The following is a 17,765-nucleotide window of genomic DNA, read 5'->3' on the forward strand; positions in this document are numbered from 1 at the left end:
ATAGGAGGCAACTCCGTAAATAAAAAATACACCTTAGTTCAAGTCTTGGGAAAACTTGAACAGGACTAACTATCCTTTAACTTTAAAATTTTGTAGCGTATGTATGTAATTAAAAGAGACGGTAGAAGAGAACCTATAATGTTCGATAAGATTACGGCACGAGTTCGTAAACTTTGCTATGGGTTAAACGAATTGGTAGATCCAGTTAAAGTTGCCATGAGAGTTATTGAAGGGCTTTATGATGGAGTAACTACTTCAGAGCTTGATAATTTGGCAGCAGAAATAGCGGCTACTATGACAACCACGCATCCAGATTATGCGCGTTTAGCAGCTAGAATTTCGGTGTCTAATCTTCATAAAAACACTAAGAAATCGTTCTCAGAAACAATGGCCGATCTTTATAATTACGTAAATCCAAGAACAGGAAAAGCGGCGCCACTACTTTCTGATGAGGTTTATGAAGTGATTCAGAAAAATGCAGATAAATTAGATTCGCTAATTATTTATAATCGTGATTTTGGGTATGATTATTTCGGATTTAAAACATTAGAGCGTTCTTACCTTCTAAAGCTAAACGGAAAAATTGCAGAGCGTCCGCAACATATGTTGATGCGTGTTTCTGTTGGAATTCATTTAGACGATTTAGACAGTGTACTTGAAACATACGAGTTAATGTCTAAAAAATATTTTACACACGCTACCCCCACTTTATTTAACTCTGGAACCCCAAAACCGCAAATGTCTTCTTGCTTTTTAATTACTACCAAAGAAGATAGTATTGATGGGATTTACGATACTTTAAAACAAACTGCTAAAATATCTCAATCTGCCGGCGGTATTGGCTTATCTATTCATAATATCCGCGCTACAGGAAGTTATATTGCTGGAACTAATGGTACTTCTAACGGAATTGTACCTATGTTAAAAGTTTTTAATGATACAGCTCGTTATGTAGATCAAGGAGGAGGAAAGCGTAAAGGATCGTTTGCAGTTTATATAGAACCTTGGCATGCCGATATTTTTGATTTCTTAGACCTAAAAAAGAACCATGGAAAAGAAGAAATGCGTGCTCGCGATCTTTTTTATGCCATGTGGATGCCAGATTTATTCATGAAACGTGTAGAAGAAAATGGGGAGTGGACACTTATGTGTCCGAACGAATGCCCGGGACTTTGCGATGTGCATAGTGATGAATTTGATGCCTTATATTTAAAATATGAAGCAGAGGGGAAAGGAAGAAAAACAATTAAGGCAAGAGAACTTTGGGAGAAAATATTAGAATCTCAAATTGAAACAGGTACGCCTTATATGCTTTATAAGGATGCTGCCAACAGAAAATCAAACCAAAAGAATCTAGGTACAATTCGTTCTTCTAACCTTTGTACCGAAATTATGGAGTATACATCTCCAGATGAGGTTGCAGTTTGTAACTTGGCTTCTATTGCGTTACCAATGTTTGTTAAAGGAAATGAATTTGACCACAAAGAATTATATAAAGTAACTAAGCGGGTAACTAGAAACTTAAACCGAGTTATCGATAGAAATTATTACCCTGTAGAAGAGGCGCGTAATTCAAATTTTCGTCATCGTCCAATTGGTTTAGGAGTTCAAGGATTGGCAGATACTTTTATAAAACTGCGTATGCCTTTTACTTCTGATGAAGCTAAAAAGCTAAATCAAGATATTTTTGAAACTCTTTATTTTGCTGCCGTTACTGCTTCTATGGAAATGGCAAAAGAAGAAGGTCCTTATGAAACTTATAAAGGATCGCCTATTTCTCAAGGAGATTTTCAACACAACTTATGGGGAATCAAAGACGACGAACTTTCTGGAAACTGGGATTGGGATAAATTGAGAAAAGAAGTTAAGAAAAACGGAGTTAGAAACTCACTTTTAGTAGCGCCAATGCCTACAGCTTCAACTTCTCAAATTCTAGGAAACAACGAATGTTTTGAGCCATATACCTCTAATATTTATACCAGAAGAGTACTTTCTGGGGAGTTTATAGTTGTAAATAAACATTTGTTAGAAGATTTGGTTGATTTAGGATTATGGACCGAAGAATTGAAGCAAGAATTAATGCGTGCTAATGGTTCTATTCAACATATTGAAACCATTCCGCAGGACATTAGAGATTTATATAAAACGGTTTGGGAGTTAAGTATGAAAGATATTATCGATATGTCTCGACACAGAGGATACTTTATCGACCAGTCGCAATCTCTTAACCTGTTTATGGAAGGGGCAAATTACGCCAAACTTACTTCAATGCATTTTTATGCATGGAAAAGCGGACTTAAAACGGGAATGTATTATTTAAGAACTAAATCGGCAGTAGATGCTATTAAGTTTACTTTGGATAATACTAAGAAAACGGAAAAAGTACCAGCAGAAGCGGCCGAGGTTAAGGCATCTGTAGCTGGAAAAGCAGCGCCTGTAGCAGTAGAACCGTTATCGCCACAAGAATTAAAAGAAATGTTGGCAAAATCGAGAGATGCTGAAGACGACGATTGTTTAATGTGTGGATCTTAGATCTTTTCATTTATATTGATAAAAGGGAAGTTGGTAATTACCAGCTTCCCTTTTTGATTTTTATACAGATAATTTTCCTCGATAATTGAGGTTTAAGTGCTTCAATGCTTACGATGAAATTTTTTTAGTTCGATTTTTATCAATGAAAATCGACAAAGGAGATTCACGAAAACAAAAATTAAACAGAAAACTTATTTAGAACGGAATTGCTTTCTGACTATTAAAATACTCTAAAACTTACGTTAATCAATATTAATATTTTGGACGAATTTTTTAGATATCTTATCTTAATGAAATGGAAAATGTATTAGTAGCGGGTGCCAATGGTACCACAGGAAAAATAGTAGTAGAACTTTTAAATGAATCTCAATATTTCTCGCCAATTGCGATGGTTCGGAAAGAAGAACAGCTAAAACAATTTCAAGAGAAAGGTGTAAAAACCATTTTAGGCGATTTGGAAGAGGATCTAGCGCATGCAGTAAAAGATGTAGATAAAGTTATTTTTGCTGCAGGATCGGGTGGAAAAAAGGTTGTAGAAGTAGATCAAGAAGGTGCAAAGAGATTAATTGATGTATCTAAAGTAGCAGCAGTTAAAAAGTTTGTGATGTTAAGTTCTATGGGAGTGGATAATCCAGAATCAATTGCTCAGTTAAAAGATTACTTAGTAGCAAAGCAAAAAGCCGATAGTCATTTAAAAGAAAGCGGCCTAAATTATACAATTGTTAGACCTGGAACTTTAAAAAATGATGCAGGAATTGGCAGTATAGCATTAAAAAGGAATCTTAATAAAAGAGGCGAAATAAGTAGAGCAGATGTGGCTCAAACATTAGTACGGGTGTTACACGATAATGCAGCAAACAATGCAGTGTTTGAAATTATTGAAGGGGATACTTTAATTGCAGAAGCAATAGATAAATTTTAAGATTTTAGAGAGTTAGCTCTATTATTGTTTTGAATAGTGAATTACAAAAAAAAAAGTAGCTATCTAAAAAGTATCCAAGCTCAGTTTGACAAGTTCAAATTACTTTTTAGATAGCTACTTTTTTTATAGAAGTAAAATTTTACGTTTATAAATTGGCGTTAGTGTTTTGCTATTTACGCTCCCATTTTTTTAATCCTAAAAGTTTTTCACCTAATTCGGTAAGTTCAGCCGTAGGATAATTCTGTTCCCGTTTATGTGGATCTCCAGGAAAGGCATATCCCTCGGGAGCTGTTTTATTTCTCCAAGAATTAATACGCCATTCTTTTAATTCGCTATTGTTTTCTTCCGCAGGCATCATGGAAATGTACTGAGCTATTCTTACTTTGTCTGAGTTGTTTGGGCGTATTCCATGAGGTTCACTACTATTAAAAATAAGTAAATCTCCAGCTTCCATTGGTACTTTAACAATTTTATCCTGTAGATTACTCACATCTGGTTTAAAATGATCTCTATCTTCTGGCTGTGTAAGTTTCCAGGTGTTGTAATTTTTATACAACCACGGAATGCATTGAAAACCGCCCATGTTTGGGTCTGTTTGATCTGCTAAAGCTAAAACACCTTGTACGTTTTGGGGCTTTGTTTCTGGATCATAATCCCAATGTATAAATCCTTTATATTCAAACCCTGGTTTTAACGGAAAATTTAAATTTGCTCTGTCAATAGTTACCCATAGTTTTTCTATTCCCCATACATCTACAAAAGCATCATATACTTTTTGAGTTTGTCTATTATTCCATAAATGCTGGTTGTTATATACTTCTATCATTCCAGTACCTGTAAGTTCTTTCATCTTCATTTCGGTATACGCTTGTGCATACCAAGTTTTACTATTATTAGGGTTTTTACTTTCAAATTCCCATAAAAAATCAGCAGTTTCAGTTGCTTGTTTTTTTGATACTGCATTTTTAATTACCACATAGCCGTTGTGTTTCCAAAATTCCCATTGTTCCATGGTAAGTACTCGCAATGTGTTTTCTGATGCATTTTCTCTTAACTGATGTACGCTACTTTTGGACATCGAAGGGTTTCCAGGAATATCTTGATGGTCATTTTTAATTTTTCTCATTTTTGTGCTATTTTAATTGTTTAATATTTATTTTTCAAGCTATTTACTTGAAACAAAATTAAAATAGATGTGTTTTTATTAATTTATCAATTTTAGCATATATTTGAAGTATTTTGATAATTTTAATGAGTAAACTATCATTTTAATCAATTTAGAACAATTGAGTACATATTTGAAGAATTGCTATATCATGTCTACATTCATATAAAACCAAATAAATGAAAACTCAGCTTGAAAGTATTCAGCCTAATTTTAATAGTTCCTTTAATTTACTAAGGAATGATTATTTAAGTGATACTTTTTTATGGCATTTTCATCCAGAATATGAATTGGTTTATATTGATAATGCTTCTGGAACAAGACATGTAGGAAATCATATTTCAAAATACAAGGAAAGTGATTTGGTTTTTATTGGGAGTACTATTCCACATCTTAATTTTGATTATGGAGTAAAAACACCCTACAACAATATTGTATTGCATATTCATCCAGATTTTGTAGTCAATGTATTAGAGAAAACTCCAGAGCTTTTTCTTATTTTAAAGATGTTCCAGAAGGGACAGCATGGGCTTTCTTTTCCTGAATCTATCAAGGTTCTGGTAGGAAAAAAAATTAAAAAATTAGGGAATCTTAATGCTTTTGATAGGTATCTGGAAGTATTAAAAATATTTGAAATAATTGCTAATTCTGATTTTAAACTGCTTCATGAAAAACCTTTTATCAATCAGTTCAGTTTAAAGGAACAAAAAAGATTGCAACTTATCTATCAATATACAGAACAACATTACCATAGCAAAATAACAATTAATACAGTGGCCAACTTATGCAATTTAAGTAATGAAGCTTTTTGTAGGTATTTTAAAAAGGTTACAGGAAATTCTTTCATCACTTTTTTAAATCAATACCGTATTAGTAAGGCAAAAACGATTATGATGAGTGGTAAGAATGTTTCGGAAGCTTGTTTTGAAAGTGGTTTTGAAAGTTTGTCTTACTTCAACAGAATTTTTAAGAAAGTAACTCAAGAAAATCCTAGTCATTTTATAAATCAGCTTCATAAGTAGAATGTTTATATTAATTCTAGGCAAAAAAAATTGGATAGCAAAGCTACCCAATTTTTAAAATAGTATGTTTTAGAAATGTTATTTCTCTTCTTCGGTAATAATTTCAGCTTTAGGAACCGAGCTATCATATTGATCATTATAAAGCTCTAAAAGATTCATAGTAGCTACTACAAGGTCTTTAGTCTCTGTTAATAAACTGAAATAAAGCGAAGTGTTTTTTGGACTCGATTCTTCCGTACGAGTTCTAGAAATTTGTTTTTCAATTTTCTTACTCACACTTTTTAATAAACCTTCTTTTTCTTTAAGAATAGAGCTAATATCGTCAAAAGTACGTGCATCAAAGGTCTTTTTGATGTTTTTAAATAAAGACTGAATATCATTCTGAAGGTCTAATAATTCTCGAGTTTGATTAAACTTTAGCTTTTTATGATTGTTATTTACGTGTTTGTAAGACGATTTTCCTATGTACTCTAAAGATTGAGCCATGTCTTGAAGATAGCCTAAAACATTAATGTAAAAATGACTAGCACCAACGCTAGATTCATCTAAATTTTTAATAAAATAGAATACACTTTCTTGCAATTCATCAATCTCAGAAGTTAGTTTATCATTTCCTTTCTTAGATTTTTTGAGCTGTTTTAAATCTTCTTTTGAGAGACCAGTAATAGCATCTGTATAAATTTTATAAGATCTATTAGCTACCGCTCCAATGTTGTCTGCACTTTCCTCAATAACCCCTTGGATAGAGCTGCTTTCTGCTCTATTTAGGCTGTCTTCTTCTTTTATTCCGCTAGATTTCTTTTTGTAGTTAATATAATTTCTTACTAAAAGAACAATTGCGAAGAATAATAAAATAGCAATTGCTGCTGGCCCACCAATGTATATTAAGTATGCCATAGTAGCCGCTGCAATAAATGCAGAAAAGGCTGTAAAAAACCATCCACCAATAACATTAAAAACTCCAGCTACACGGTAAACTGCACTTTCACGCCCCCAAGCTCTATCTGCCAAAGAAGACCCCATTGCAACCATAAAAGTTACATAAGTTGTAGACAAAGGTAATTTCATTGAAGTGGCAATAGAAATTAAAATACCAGCAATCATTAAGTTTACCGAAGCTCTAATTAAATCGAAGGCAGGAGCTTCGTGGTTTTTATCTTTACCAGTTTCTACTGCTGGTTTTTCAAATTGGGCATTTAGTTTGCGTTGCGTTTCTTTTGGTAATAATAAGTTGATGCCTTGACTAGTTTTTGTAGAAGCTCTAACAACCCATCTAGATAATAAATTAGGCTGAAATTTCTCTTTTCCTTCGTTCTGTCTAGAAAGTCTAATTTCTGTTTCAGCAACAGATCTAGCTTTTTTAGAAAACCATAGTGTCAACACCATTATTCCTCCTGCTATAAAAAGTAATAGTGGTTCTGTTGGTACTTTTTCTGCAAGAGAACCCATGGCAAATTGATCTGGAGCAACGCCAGAAACCGACCAAGCTTCATAAGAGTGATAAGCTGCCATTGGAACCCCAATAAAGTTTACCAAATCGTTACCAGAAAAAGCCAATGCAAGTCCAAAAGTCCCCATTGCTATTACTATAATGAGGATGTTTCTTTTGAAGATTTTCATGTATAACTGTGAGAATAATGTCCAGAAGATAAAACTTCCTATTAGAACAAAAATCTCATTTCCTTCTGTAATTTCTTTAATGTTACTGTAATAAGGAGTTCCTTTTAGTCCTTTCATAAAAATGAAATAGGTAATTCCTGTTAAAGCGAATCCACCGAAAAGAGCTCCAAAATGCTTCATCTTTTTTTCATAATGAAAAGAAAATATAAGTCTGGATATAAACTGAACAATTGCACCAACTGTAAAAGCAATAACTACGGAGAGTAAAATCCCAGAGATAATTACAAGAGCTTGATCTGAGTTTATGTATTTTGATAAATCGGCTAGTGTTTCGGTGTCTGATGCGCCAATTTTTATTAATGCTACTGCTACTGCGGCTCCTAATAATTCAAAAACAATAGAAACTGTTGTAGAAGTTGGCATTCCTAAAGTATTGAAAAAGTCGAGTAATAGAATATCTGTAATCATTACAGCCATGAAAATAATCATGATCTCATTAAACATAAATTCTTTAGGAATAAAGATCCCTTTACGGGCAACTTCCATCATTCCGCTAGAAAAAACAGCTCCGATAAAAATTCCTAAACTGGCAATTATCATTATAGATTTAAACGAAATTGCTTTAGAACCTATTGCAGAATTTAAGAAGTTAACGGCATCGTTGCTAACTCCTACAACAAGGTCGGCTATAGCAAGAATTGCCAAAGCTACAATCATTAATAAGTAGATATTCTCCATAACATCAAATATAATTATTCTTATTTATATAACTACTTACCATTCAGTTTTTTACAAGCAAGTAGTCTATTGTCTTGATACTAAGTATCAAATATTTTTACTCGATAATCGAGATTTAAATGCCCCAAGGCAGTTTACTATTTTAAAAATGAACCTCAATTTGTAGTCTAGCTAGAAGCTGATTGCTATCTTCAACTATTGATAAATAGCTAAAATCTGTTTGAACTTTTAGTTTATGACCAACAATGTATTTTGAAATTCCTAATGTATATTGGTTTTCTGTGCTTTTTAAAGTTAACGATCTGTCTAGATCTATATTAGTATAACGGGTACTTACTTCCCAGTTATTTTTAAATAAATATCCAGTTTGTAAATTTAAGCCATTTCCTACAGCTACAATGTCTCCTGTTAAACTTCCGTCAGAATTTTTTGCAATAGGGTCATCGGCATTTCTATCGGCATATTCTCCCATAAAAGAAAAACCATTATATTTAAAAACAACATCTACAAATAGTGTAGAAATATCTGTTTGATATTCTCCAACATCATTTTGCATAAAAGTCCCCATATTACTACGTGTTTTTATAGCATCATCATTAAAATCGTAGGTGGCGGCAACCATAAGTTTTGGTTTTTCTTCTCTTTTTAAGGCTGAGCCTTGGTATTCGTTATTACCTTTAAAGGCTCCAAAAGGAAGTAATTCAAGTCGACTAGTGTATTGATAGCCTCCTTTATTTCCTACGGTTACATTTCTTCCTTCTCCTTGAGAAAATGCAAAGCTCTCTCTTATTAAAAAATTAGGAGTAGCGTACCAAAAGTGTCTTAGTTGTGCTCCAATGTCTCTGTCAATATTGAACTGAGCATTTAGAAGAGAACGATCTACAAATTGAAGATTCCCAGAAGAGATTACACGCTCTACGTTTCCAGGAAGCTTTGTTTGTCCAGCCCAAAGGCTAAAGTTTTTATAAAAATTCCATTTAATTAAGGCATCGTATATGTATCTAGGCGTGTTATTAGTGTAAATAGAACCGCCAGAAATATCCCTGTTGGATAAACCGATTTCAATTTTGTACGTAAGTTTTTTACTGAGAATGAAGCCGTCAAATTTTAAACGGGCTCTACGAATTAAAAAATTGGTTTCAGAATTGTTTATCTCACCATTCGCTTCGTTCCATGTAGCGGTGCCTAGCAACTGCATTCTAGTAGCGAATTTCATACCCCATGTGCTGTCTTTTCCAACGATATTTAAAATTCCTTTACCAAAGCGTGGTGCTTTGATTTCTTGTGCATTCAATAGACTGCATGAGAAACCAAACAGCAATAACGCTGTTAATAAATATTTCATTTCCTTCTTAGTTTTTGTCGCTGCAAAGAACAGATTGTAATGTTAAGAAATTGTTTCCTGAATATTATATAATTAAGAATAATATACAAAAAAAAGGCTGCCTTTTCAGACAGCCTCGCATATTTCGGTAACTAAGTCGACAAAAACTAAAAGCTAATGAAATATCTATATGTTTAAACAATACTGCAAAAATCAATTTTTAGGTTGAATACAATGTAAATAAATAATTAAGTTAGTATTAATTTTAGCTGATATTAGAGTTATTATTTTTAAAAAGTTTCTTTTTTTAACCATTCTCTACAGTATCTTGCAAGTCTAAATTTGTAGTATGAATTGGGAACAATTACTCTCGCTTAAAAGGTTTAACGACACGCATAAAAGACTTCGAAAAGAACAAGATGAAACCCGTTTGGGGTTTGAAGTTGATTATGACAGAATTATATTTTCTTCTGCTTTTAGAAGTTTACAAGATAAAACGCAGGTAATTCCGCTTTCTAAAACAGACTTTGTGCATACTAGACTTACCCATAGTTTGGAAGTATCTGTGGTAGGGAGAAGTTTAGGAAGAGCAGTAGGGAAGGCAATTTTAGAAAAACATCCTTATTTGGCAGAGGTGCATGGGTACAAGTTTAACGATTTTGGGGCAATTGTTGCCGCTGCCGCGCTTTCTCATGATATTGGGAATCCTCCTTTTGGACATAGTGGAGAAAAGGCTATTGGGGAGTATTTTAAGAATGGAAAAGGAGAAAAATACAAATCGCAATTAACCGATAAAGAGTATCAGGACTTGATAGATTTTGAAGGTAATGCTAATGGATTTAAAATTTTAACTGAAACTCGTAAAGGAATTATCGGTGGTTTACGATTAAGTTATGCTACTCTTGGAGCTTTCATGAAATACCCTAAACAATCCCTTCCAAAGAAACCAACTGGTAAAATAGCGGATAAAAAGTTTGGATTTTTTCAATCTGAGAGGCCTGTTTTTGAAGATGTAGCAAATGAATTAGGACTTTTACAAACTAGAACTGGAGAAGAGTTATCCTATGCTCGGCATCCATTAACATTTTTAGTAGAAGCTGCAGACGATATTTGTTATACTATTATAGATTTTGAAGACGGAATAAATCTAGGGTTAATCCAAGAAGAATATGCGTTGGAATATCTTATAAAACTTGTTAAAGATTCTATTAATACCGATAAATACCATTCTCTTACTACAAAAGAAGATAGACTTGGTTATTTAAGAGCACTTTCTATTAATACATTAATTGCCGATGCAACTAGGGTCTTTATTGAAAATGAAGATGCTATTTTAAAAGGAGACTTTCATGTTTCACTACTAGAAAAATCTAAATATAAAGCGCAAATAGAAGATATAATTAGTTTAAGTGTGGAAAATATATATCGAAGTAATGAAGTGCTTCAGAAAGAAATAGTAGGATATAAAATTATAAATCAGCTTTTAGATGTTTTTTGCGGGGCTGTTATGAGAACAAGAGAGGATTGTGCTACCAATTATGATAAACTTATATTGAATTTACTTCCTGAAAAGTATAAAATAACTACGGGAGGCTATGAGTCTTTACTTTCTGTTACGCAATTTGTTGCTGGCTTAACAGATGGAAATGCACTTTTGATTTTTAATAAAATAAATGGAAACTTGGTTTAGTTGTAGCTTATTTACCTCAATGTAGAACTTATCTACATACATAATCAGAGCGCGTGCTTTGAGAAATTAAAATCCTCTATCTATGAGGAATTAAAAATTATAAATAACTCCTACGCCCAACGATTGTTTAAATTGAATTCGGGGGCCATAAGTAATTTTTTCACTTGTATTTGGATTTTCAATTTCTTCAAACTTAATATCGTTATCGTAAATAAGTTGGGTGCCTATATTTGCCACCACATAGTCGTTTACTTTAAATTCTACGTCTATTAACCAGTTAATATCTATATTTCCGAAGCTGTTCAAATAATCGCTATATAATGTTAATCTATTAGAGAGAAACATGTCTTCGTAAATTTTAGTTTGATAGGAGTTGGTTATTAAAAAACCTAATTCTGTAACTATATTTTTACCATCTTTTATTTTTACTCCGTTAGCGTCGTAAATTGCTTTGTCAACACCAAATGCTCCTTGGTCGGCTAAATCTTGATCCAATACAATAGTTGATTTTTGAGTTATTGGAGAGATGTATAATTTAAAATCTTTATTTTCAGGAGAAAATTCACTACCAAAACCGAAGAGGAAATACCCCGGTGCCATAAATCCTGAAATTGGGTCATCGGTATTTGGATATTTATAACCGTTGGAAAATTGAGTGTTAAAGTTTGCTTTGGCAGAGAAATACCAGCTTGATAAATCTTCCATTCTAAAGCCTAAGGTGGAATTTATTGCAAAAGCATCTTCTGTTTTACGTATTTTTTGACCTTCTTGTACATTCAAACCATAACGCATAATCATTTCGTTATTCCACTGTACTTTTTCATGCTTATAATTTCTTTCGAATTGAGCATTTCCCAAACCGCTAATAGAATTGTTTCCCCCGGCACTCCAGTTTACAAAAGCAATTTCGCTAATATTAACACCTATTTTATTAATGCGCTTCCATCTTGGAGGTAGCGGCTTATATTCTTTTATAATTTTGGATAAATTAACGGTGTCCTTTCCAGAAATAATAAAAACTTCTTTAGTTCTTGAATTGGTATAAACATGTTGGTCGTCATCTTGTGCTTGAGCCAACGTTAAGAACATGAAAAAGAAGAGAATGAAAGAAATTCTCATTTTAAAACTTGAATATTAGTTAGGTTGTACAAAAATGGTAAAAAAAGCTATCTTATAAAAATTTATTAATTTGATATGCAATACTCTCAGGATCTATACCTGCAATTTGCTGTAGTTCTTCAACGGTTCCTTGCTCAATAAATTGTTCGGGAACTCCTAAGAATTTAATCTTTTTTGTGTAATTATTAATAATAGTAAATTCGGCTATGGCGCTTCCCATCCCACCTTTTAACACCCCATCTTCAACGGTAATGATGGTTTTATATTTGGTGAAAATTTGATGCAGCATTTCCTTATCTAAGGGTGCAATAAACCTTAAATCGTAATGAGCAATTTTATCGGTTTCTGTGCTTTCAATCGCTTTTGTTACATTTTTAGCCATATTACCTATGCTAATAACGGCAATTTCACTTCCTTCTTTTAGTAAAACACCTTTTCCAATCTCAATTTTTGTAAATGGTTGTTTCCAATCTAAGGTAACACCCCTACCGCGTGGATACCTTATGGCTATTGGAAAGTCCAATCCCAATTGAGCGGTATACATTATGTTGCGAAGTTCAACCTCATTTCGGGGTGCGAAGATGATGAGATTTGGAATGCATCTTAAATATGCAATATCAAAAACACCATGGTGTGTTGCTCCGTCTTCTCCCACCAGTCCAGCTCGATCCAAACAAAAAATTACAGGGAGTTTTTGCAGAGCTACATCATGTACAACTTGGTCATATGCGCGTTGTAGAAAGGTTGAGTAAATATTGCAAAAAGGAATTAAACCTTGGGTTGCCATTCCAGCAGCTAGGGTAACTGCGTGTTGTTCTGCAATTCCAACATCAAAGGCTCTTTCTGGAAATTGTTCCATCATGTATTTTAAAGAGCTTCCAGTAGGCATAGCAGGAGTAATTCCAACAATTTTCTCATTCTCTTTTGCAAGCTCTATAATGGTGCTTCCAAATACGTCTTGATATTTTGGAGGCTGTTTAACGTTGGGTTTTATTATGAGTTCGCCAGTTAGTTTGTCAAATTTTCCTGGTGCATGGTATTTTACTTGGTCTTCTTCTGCTTTTTTTAAGCCTTTTCCTTTAGTGGTGATAACATGTAAAAACTTTGGCCCTTTTATTTTTTTTAAACGTTCTAATTCTTTTAAAAGGCGTGGTAAATTATGGCCATCTATTGGACCTCTGTAATCAAAGTTTAATGCTTTGATGATATTATTTTTAGCAAGCTGTCGGTCTTTTTTTACATTGGTAAGATATTCTTTAAGAGCACCAACACTTGGGTCAATTCCTATAGCATTATCATTTAAAATAATGAGCAAATTGGCATTGCTGACGCCTGCATGATTTAGTGCCTCAAAAGCCATTCCGCTAGCAATAGAAGCATCTCCAATAACTGCAATATGTTGTTTTTCGGTTTCGCCTTTTAGGTTTGATGCCATTGCCATTCCAAGCGCTGCTGAAATGGAAGTGGAGCTATGTCCAACCCCAAAAGTATCGTATTTGCTTTCCTCTCGCTTTGGAAACCCGCTGATGCCATTTAATTGTCTATTAGTGTGGAAGATTGATTTTCTACCAGTTAAAATTTTATGACCATAGGCTTGGTGACCAACATCCCAAATTAATTGATCTGCGGGAGTGTTAAAAACATAATGTAGTGCAATGGTAAGTTCTACCACGCCTAAACTCGCTCCTAAGTGCCCTTCTTTTGTTGCAACAATATCAATAATAAAATCTCGCAATTCTTTTGCTAAAAGGGGAAGCTCTTCTTTGTTTAATTCTCGAAGATCTTCAGGTAGGGTAATGTTGTCTAACAGCGTTTGCTTCATCTTACAAAAATACAAACAAAGCATTATTATTTTGCATAATTTGTCTCTAAGTTCAATGCCTTAGTTGTAAGCTTTTATAAGCTGAAGTAGAATTTGATTTTTTTATTTGAAGCTCTATTGAAGGATTTATTTTAAAAAGGAGTCATCACCAAAAAGGAAATGAATAAAGCAAAGGTTTTATAGTAATTTCAGTTTAGTAGTCTTTTCTCTTTTTCTTACAACGAAGCGGTCTTATTTCTTTGTCCAGATTGTACTGTATATTTATATGAAATATTGAAATAAATACTTGTTCTTGCTGAAAAATATTTTTATTTCAAATTGTATCTTTGTTTTTATGATAGAACCTTTTGACGATTCCTATTTTATGAAAAAAGCCATGCAGGAAGCGGAAGCTGCTTTTGATAGTGGTGAAATTCCTGTTGGGGCTGTGGTAGTGGTAGATAATAGGATTATTGCTCGTGCACATAATCTTACGGAAACCTTAAACGATGTTACAGCCCATGCCGAGATGCAGGCAATTACTGCTGCTGCCAATTTTTTAGGCGGGAAATACTTAACGGGTTGTACGCTTTATGTTACTTTGGAGCCCTGCCAAATGTGTGCCGGAGCTTTGTATTGGAGTCAGATTAGTAAAATTGTTTATGGTGCAACCGACGAAAACCGTGGGTTTAAAACTATGAGAACAAAATTACACCCCAAAACTGAAGTTGTTTCTGGTGTAATGGAGCAAGAAGCGTCAAGCTTGATGAAACGTTTTTTTATTGAAAAACGTAATTTGAACTAATGTAACCTTAAACTATTAATAGATGGCATTTAACTATTGGTTATCTATTAGTCTATTGTATCGAGGAATTTTTAGTTGAATGTTACTAGGAAGACTTCTTTTTCTTCAAAAGAATAAGATTAAAAATGCTAATACTAAAAGCGGTAACCAAGAAAGAGACTCCAATAATTCTATTTTTCAGTATAAAAAACTAAGCACTCCTAATACTATAAATATTATTGTGAGTGTAAACATTACATATTTTACTCGATAATCGAGATTTCAATACTCCGAAGCTTGCCTCGAAATGTTTTTTTAGTTTTTCCTTCTAATGCCTCGTGAGTTTGTTCCGAGGGGGGGTACTTGTTTCATTTTGAGTAATGGCTTTTAAAAAATTGATACCCTCTTTTAAAGCTAATCGTTGGTTTTGTTTTTATACACTAAATAGATAAGTCCGATTACAAAACCGATGGCAAGTAAAATATAAGCTATTATTTTTAGAGCAAACACAAAAAGTGCTATTAAACCTGCTAGTGTACAAAGAAGTCCGATTATAAAAAGTGTAGATTTCATTATTCAGTTTTTTATGAATGTATGAATAAGAAAACATTAAAACAAAAAAAGTCGTCCGTTTGGACGACTTTAATTCTACAAAAATAAAATATCTTTAGCCGATTACTTGCACGTGTGCAGCAACCATACCTTTTCTTCCTTCTTCTTCTTCGTATTCTACTTTGTCACCTTCGTTAAGCTCAACACCTTTAAGTTCAGTTACGTGAACAAAAATGTCTTTACCTGTTTCGTCGTTGGTAATGAATCCATAACCTTTTGATTCATTGAAAAATTTTACTGTACCAGTCATTATAAATTGTAATAAAAATTAAAGTTCAAATGTACCAATTAAATTGAAAGGACAAATAAAATTATAAGAATTTCTTGTAAAAATTATTGATTTTCAGTGTTTTCCCCCTTTTTGCCGTTCATTTTATCAACATTATCCTTGGTTAACATATAATCTGTTATTTTTTTGCCTTTGGAGCGAGAGTATAAAAAGAGAGGTATTAATATGAAAGCGAAAGAGATAACAGCAATCCCGATAATTCTATCTCCTAAAAGGTCGTTATCTTCCCATTTATAATAATAGCCTACAGCTATGGCTATTAAAATTGCAAAAAACACTATTTGAACAACTCTTTTCATTTTTCTATTTTGTAAAAGATATTAATTTCCTTCTGTAGGCTGTTAATAATTTAGATTTAGAAACAAAGCCATAATATTTTCCATCTTTAATAACAGGAAGGTTCCAAGCGCCACTATCTTGAAATTTTTGCATAACCTTGGTCATATTATCGGTTTGCATTTTAATTACTTCGGGTGGATTTTGCATTACATCGCTAGCCTTTATTTCTTCATATAAACTTTGATCAAACATAATAGATCGGATATCGTCTAATAAAATAATACCTTCTAAATAATTTGTTTTTTTATTCAGAACAGGGAAAATATTTCTATTAGATTTTACAACAGCACTGTGGACAATTTCACCTAATGTCATATCTGGATAAAGAGGTACAAAGTTAGTTTCTATTACAGTGCTAATATCCATTAATGTAAGAACCGCTTGGTCTTTGTCGTGAGTTATAAGTTCTCCTTTTCTGGCCAATTCCATGGTATACACAGAATGCGAGACAAAATATTTAGTAATAGCAAATGAAATGGTTGCTGTAATCATTAAAGGAATAAACAATTCATAACCTCCAGTTAGTTCTGCAATTAAAAAGATGGCGGTTAGTGGAGCGTGTAACACTCCTGCCATAAGTCCTGTCATTCCTACTAATGTAAAATTGCTTTCAGAAACTGGGGAATTTAAAATCCCGATATTATTTAGCACTTTAGCTAAACAATTTCCCATGATGCTTCCCATAAAAAGTGTTGGTGCAAAAATTCCACCTACACCACCAGCGCCAAAAGTAATGGCACTAGCAATTATTTTAAAAAGGATTAAACCTATTAATAGCGCTACTACAACCCATACATTGTCTAAATCGATATTAAAGAAATTGTTTTCTAATGCCGCTTTTGGATTGCCTTGTACTAAATGGTTTATTACTTCATAACCCTCTCCATAAAGAGGCGGGATGAAGAAAACTAAAATCCCTATGGCAATACCTCCAATGATTAATCTTTTAATAGGAGAATTCATTTTTTCGAAAAAATCATGAATCCAGGCGTATACTCTTGTAAAATATATAGAAGTAAATCCTGCAACAACACCTAATAAAATAAAGAAAGGAACGTCGTTAAGTACAAATCCGTCTTCCAATTTAAAAGGTAATAAAATATCACTTCCGAAGAAAAAATAAGAGGTAATAACTCCAGACAGTGAAGCTAATAAAAGTGGCAGTAAGGATGCTAAAGTTAAGTCGAGACTAAATACTTCAACAGCAAAAATTATAGCAGCAATTGGCGCTTTAAAAATAGAAGCCATGGCACCAGCTGCGGCTGCTCCTATAAGTAAAGTTCTGCTTGCTTGATTCATATGAAAAAGCCTTGCAATATTGGAGCTAATTGCAGCACCTGTTGCAACTGTTGGCCCTTCCAGTCCTACAGAACCTCCAAAACCTACTGTAAAAGGAGCGGTAAGAATACTCCCTACCATTTGAAATTGCCTCATAATTCCCTTCCGTTTTGAAATAGCAAAAAGAGTAGAGGGGATACCATGACTCACACGGTTTCTTATTATATATTTCATAATAAGAAAGGTAAGAGTTAGACCAATTAAGGGGTATACAAAGTAAAATGCATGATGGTATTCTTGAATAAGTTTACCTTCTAGTAATAACTGAATAAAATGGGTTAGGTTTTTAAGTACAACAGCACCTACTCCCGAAGTAAATCCAACTAGGATACTTAGAATGTAGATAAATTGTTGTTGAGAAATATGTTTAGCTCGCCAAATTAATATGCGGGTAAATAAGTTCTTTTTAGACTGTGGCATCGCCCATATTTTTATATAGTTTAAAAAACGCTTGCAAATATAATACTTAC

The 17,765-nt window shown here is 33.2% G+C and carries 14 protein-coding genes; 5 read left to right on the top strand and 9 right to left on the bottom strand.

All coding sequences use genetic code 11. The features are described 5' to 3' along the window. Positions 1–99 precede the first annotated feature (99 nt). A complete protein-coding gene (locus JOOMADRAFT_RS04865) occupies positions 100–2,532 on the top strand; it encodes a ribonucleoside-diphosphate reductase subunit alpha (RefSeq protein WP_008611703.1) in 2,433 nt (810 codons plus the stop codon). Between the two features lie 295 nt (positions 2,533–2,827). After that, entirely contained in the window at positions 2,828–3,454 is a 627-nt protein-coding gene (locus tag JOOMADRAFT_RS04870) for an SDR family oxidoreductase (protein ID WP_008611705.1), read from the top strand. Positions 3,455–3,623: 169 nt separating this feature from the next. Here the strand turns inward: JOOMADRAFT_RS04870 and JOOMADRAFT_RS04875 are convergent, their stop codons facing one another. Next, entirely contained in the window at positions 3,624–4,580 is a 957-nt protein-coding gene (locus JOOMADRAFT_RS04875; protein ID WP_008611707.1) for a phytanoyl-CoA dioxygenase family protein, read from the bottom strand. 218 nt (positions 4,581–4,798) lie between these two features. Here JOOMADRAFT_RS04875 and JOOMADRAFT_RS04880 point away from each other — a divergent pair, with 218 nt between their 5' ends. Continuing rightward, positions 4,799–5,641 (top strand): AraC family transcriptional regulator, encoded by an 843-nt coding sequence (locus JOOMADRAFT_RS04880; RefSeq protein ID WP_008611708.1) that lies wholly within the window; start codon positions 4,799–4,801, stop codon positions 5,639–5,641. A 78-nt stretch (positions 5,642–5,719) separates the two neighbouring features. Here JOOMADRAFT_RS04880 and JOOMADRAFT_RS04885 read toward each other — a convergent pair whose 3' ends face one another. Together JOOMADRAFT_RS04885 and JOOMADRAFT_RS04890 are read right to left on the bottom strand one after the other, a co-directional pair. Next, the gene (locus JOOMADRAFT_RS04885; RefSeq protein ID WP_008611710.1) at positions 5,720–7,999 is read right to left on the bottom strand and encodes an inorganic phosphate transporter; all 2,280 of its coding nucleotides are present in this window, start codon (positions 7,997–7,999) and stop codon (positions 5,720–5,722) included. A gap of 142 nt (positions 8,000–8,141) precedes the next feature. Continuing rightward, the gene (locus JOOMADRAFT_RS04890) at positions 8,142–9,344 is read right to left on the bottom strand and encodes a porin (protein ID WP_008611712.1); all 1,203 of its coding nucleotides are present in this window, start codon (positions 9,342–9,344) and stop codon (positions 8,142–8,144) included. 328 nt (positions 9,345–9,672) lie between these two features. On the opposite strand from JOOMADRAFT_RS04890, the gene JOOMADRAFT_RS04895 reads away from it, so the two are divergent. After that, positions 9,673–11,013, top strand: coding sequence for a deoxyguanosinetriphosphate triphosphohydrolase (locus JOOMADRAFT_RS04895; RefSeq protein WP_008611713.1), 1,341 nt, complete (start codon positions 9,673–9,675; stop codon positions 11,011–11,013). A gap of 90 nt (positions 11,014–11,103) precedes the next feature. Here the strand turns inward: JOOMADRAFT_RS04895 and JOOMADRAFT_RS04900 are convergent, their stop codons facing one another. Continuing rightward, complete coding sequence (locus tag JOOMADRAFT_RS04900) at positions 11,104–12,132, bottom strand: DUF3078 domain-containing protein (RefSeq protein ID WP_008611720.1); 1,029 nt, start codon at positions 12,130–12,132, stop codon at positions 11,104–11,106. Positions 12,133–12,184: 52 nt separating this feature from the next. Beyond that, the gene (gene dxs / locus JOOMADRAFT_RS04905; protein WP_040879546.1) at positions 12,185–13,954 is read right to left on the bottom strand and encodes a 1-deoxy-D-xylulose-5-phosphate synthase; all 1,770 of its coding nucleotides are present in this window, start codon (positions 13,952–13,954) and stop codon (positions 12,185–12,187) included. Between the two features lie 334 nt (positions 13,955–14,288). On the opposite strand from dxs, the gene JOOMADRAFT_RS04910 reads away from it, so the two are divergent. Then, positions 14,289–14,738, top strand: coding sequence for a nucleoside deaminase (locus JOOMADRAFT_RS04910; RefSeq protein ID WP_008611722.1), 450 nt, complete (start codon positions 14,289–14,291; stop codon positions 14,736–14,738). A gap of 393 nt (positions 14,739–15,131) precedes the next feature. Here the strand turns inward: JOOMADRAFT_RS04910 and JOOMADRAFT_RS20130 are convergent, their stop codons facing one another. The 4 genes from JOOMADRAFT_RS20130 to JOOMADRAFT_RS04925 form a co-directional block, all read right to left on the bottom strand. Then, positions 15,132–15,290: a hypothetical protein gene (locus tag JOOMADRAFT_RS20130; protein WP_008611724.1), complete on the bottom strand. Its 159-nt coding sequence runs from the start codon at positions 15,288–15,290 to the stop codon at positions 15,132–15,134. Positions 15,291–15,384: 94 nt separating this feature from the next. Beyond that, positions 15,385–15,579, bottom strand: a complete 195-nt coding sequence (locus tag JOOMADRAFT_RS04915) for a cold-shock protein (protein ID WP_008611726.1) — start codon at positions 15,577–15,579, stop codon at positions 15,385–15,387. 83 nt (positions 15,580–15,662) lie between these two features. Further along, entirely contained in the window at positions 15,663–15,917 is a 255-nt protein-coding gene (locus JOOMADRAFT_RS04920; protein WP_008611727.1) for a cytochrome b family protein, read from the bottom strand. Positions 15,918–15,921: 4 nt separating this feature from the next. Further along, positions 15,922–17,715, bottom strand: coding sequence for a chloride channel protein (locus tag JOOMADRAFT_RS04925; protein ID WP_008611728.1), 1,794 nt, complete (start codon positions 17,713–17,715; stop codon positions 15,922–15,924). Positions 17,716–17,765 lie beyond the last annotated feature (50 nt).

It is taken from the genome of Galbibacter orientalis DSM 19592, from assembly GCF_000260115.1.
GTDB lineage: Bacteria > Bacteroidota > Bacteroidia > Flavobacteriales > Flavobacteriaceae > Galbibacter > Galbibacter orientalis.

Excerpts from the sequence above, each read along its gene's own strand:
- JOOMADRAFT_RS04880 (WP_008611708.1), top strand. The coding sequence starts at position 4,799 with ATGAAAACTCAGCTTGAAAGTATTCAGCCTAATTTTAATAGTTCCTTT.
- JOOMADRAFT_RS20130 (WP_008611724.1), bottom strand. The coding sequence starts at position 15,290 with ATGAAATCTACACTTTTTATAATCGGACTTCTTTGTACACTAGCAGGT.
- JOOMADRAFT_RS04865 (WP_008611703.1), top strand. The coding sequence starts at position 100 with ATGTATGTAATTAAAAGAGACGGTAGAAGAGAACCTATAATGTTCGAT.
- JOOMADRAFT_RS04895 (WP_008611713.1), top strand. The coding sequence starts at position 9,673 with ATGAATTGGGAACAATTACTCTCGCTTAAAAGGTTTAACGACACGCAT.
- JOOMADRAFT_RS04890 (WP_008611712.1), bottom strand. The coding sequence starts at position 9,344 with ATGAAATATTTATTAACAGCGTTATTGCTGTTTGGTTTCTCATGCAGT.
- JOOMADRAFT_RS04920 (WP_008611727.1), bottom strand. The coding sequence starts at position 15,917 with ATGAAAAGAGTTGTTCAAATAGTGTTTTTTGCAATTTTAATAGCCATA.
- JOOMADRAFT_RS04910 (WP_008611722.1), top strand. The coding sequence starts at position 14,289 with ATGATAGAACCTTTTGACGATTCCTATTTTATGAAAAAAGCCATGCAG.
- JOOMADRAFT_RS04875 (WP_008611707.1), bottom strand. The coding sequence starts at position 4,580 with ATGAGAAAAATTAAAAATGACCATCAAGATATTCCTGGAAACCCTTCG.
- JOOMADRAFT_RS04925 (WP_008611728.1), bottom strand. The coding sequence starts at position 17,715 with ATGCCACAGTCTAAAAAGAACTTATTTACCCGCATATTAATTTGGCGA.
- dxs (WP_040879546.1), bottom strand. The coding sequence starts at position 13,954 with ATGAAGCAAACGCTGTTAGACAACATTACCCTACCTGAAGATCTTCGA.
- JOOMADRAFT_RS04885 (WP_008611710.1), bottom strand. The coding sequence starts at position 7,999 with ATGGAGAATATCTACTTATTAATGATTGTAGCTTTGGCAATTCTTGCT.
- JOOMADRAFT_RS04900 (WP_008611720.1), bottom strand. The coding sequence starts at position 12,132 with ATGAGAATTTCTTTCATTCTCTTCTTTTTCATGTTCTTAACGTTGGCT.
- JOOMADRAFT_RS04870 (WP_008611705.1), top strand. The coding sequence starts at position 2,828 with ATGGAAAATGTATTAGTAGCGGGTGCCAATGGTACCACAGGAAAAATA.
- JOOMADRAFT_RS04915 (WP_008611726.1), bottom strand. The coding sequence starts at position 15,579 with ATGACTGGTACAGTAAAATTTTTCAATGAATCAAAAGGTTATGGATTC.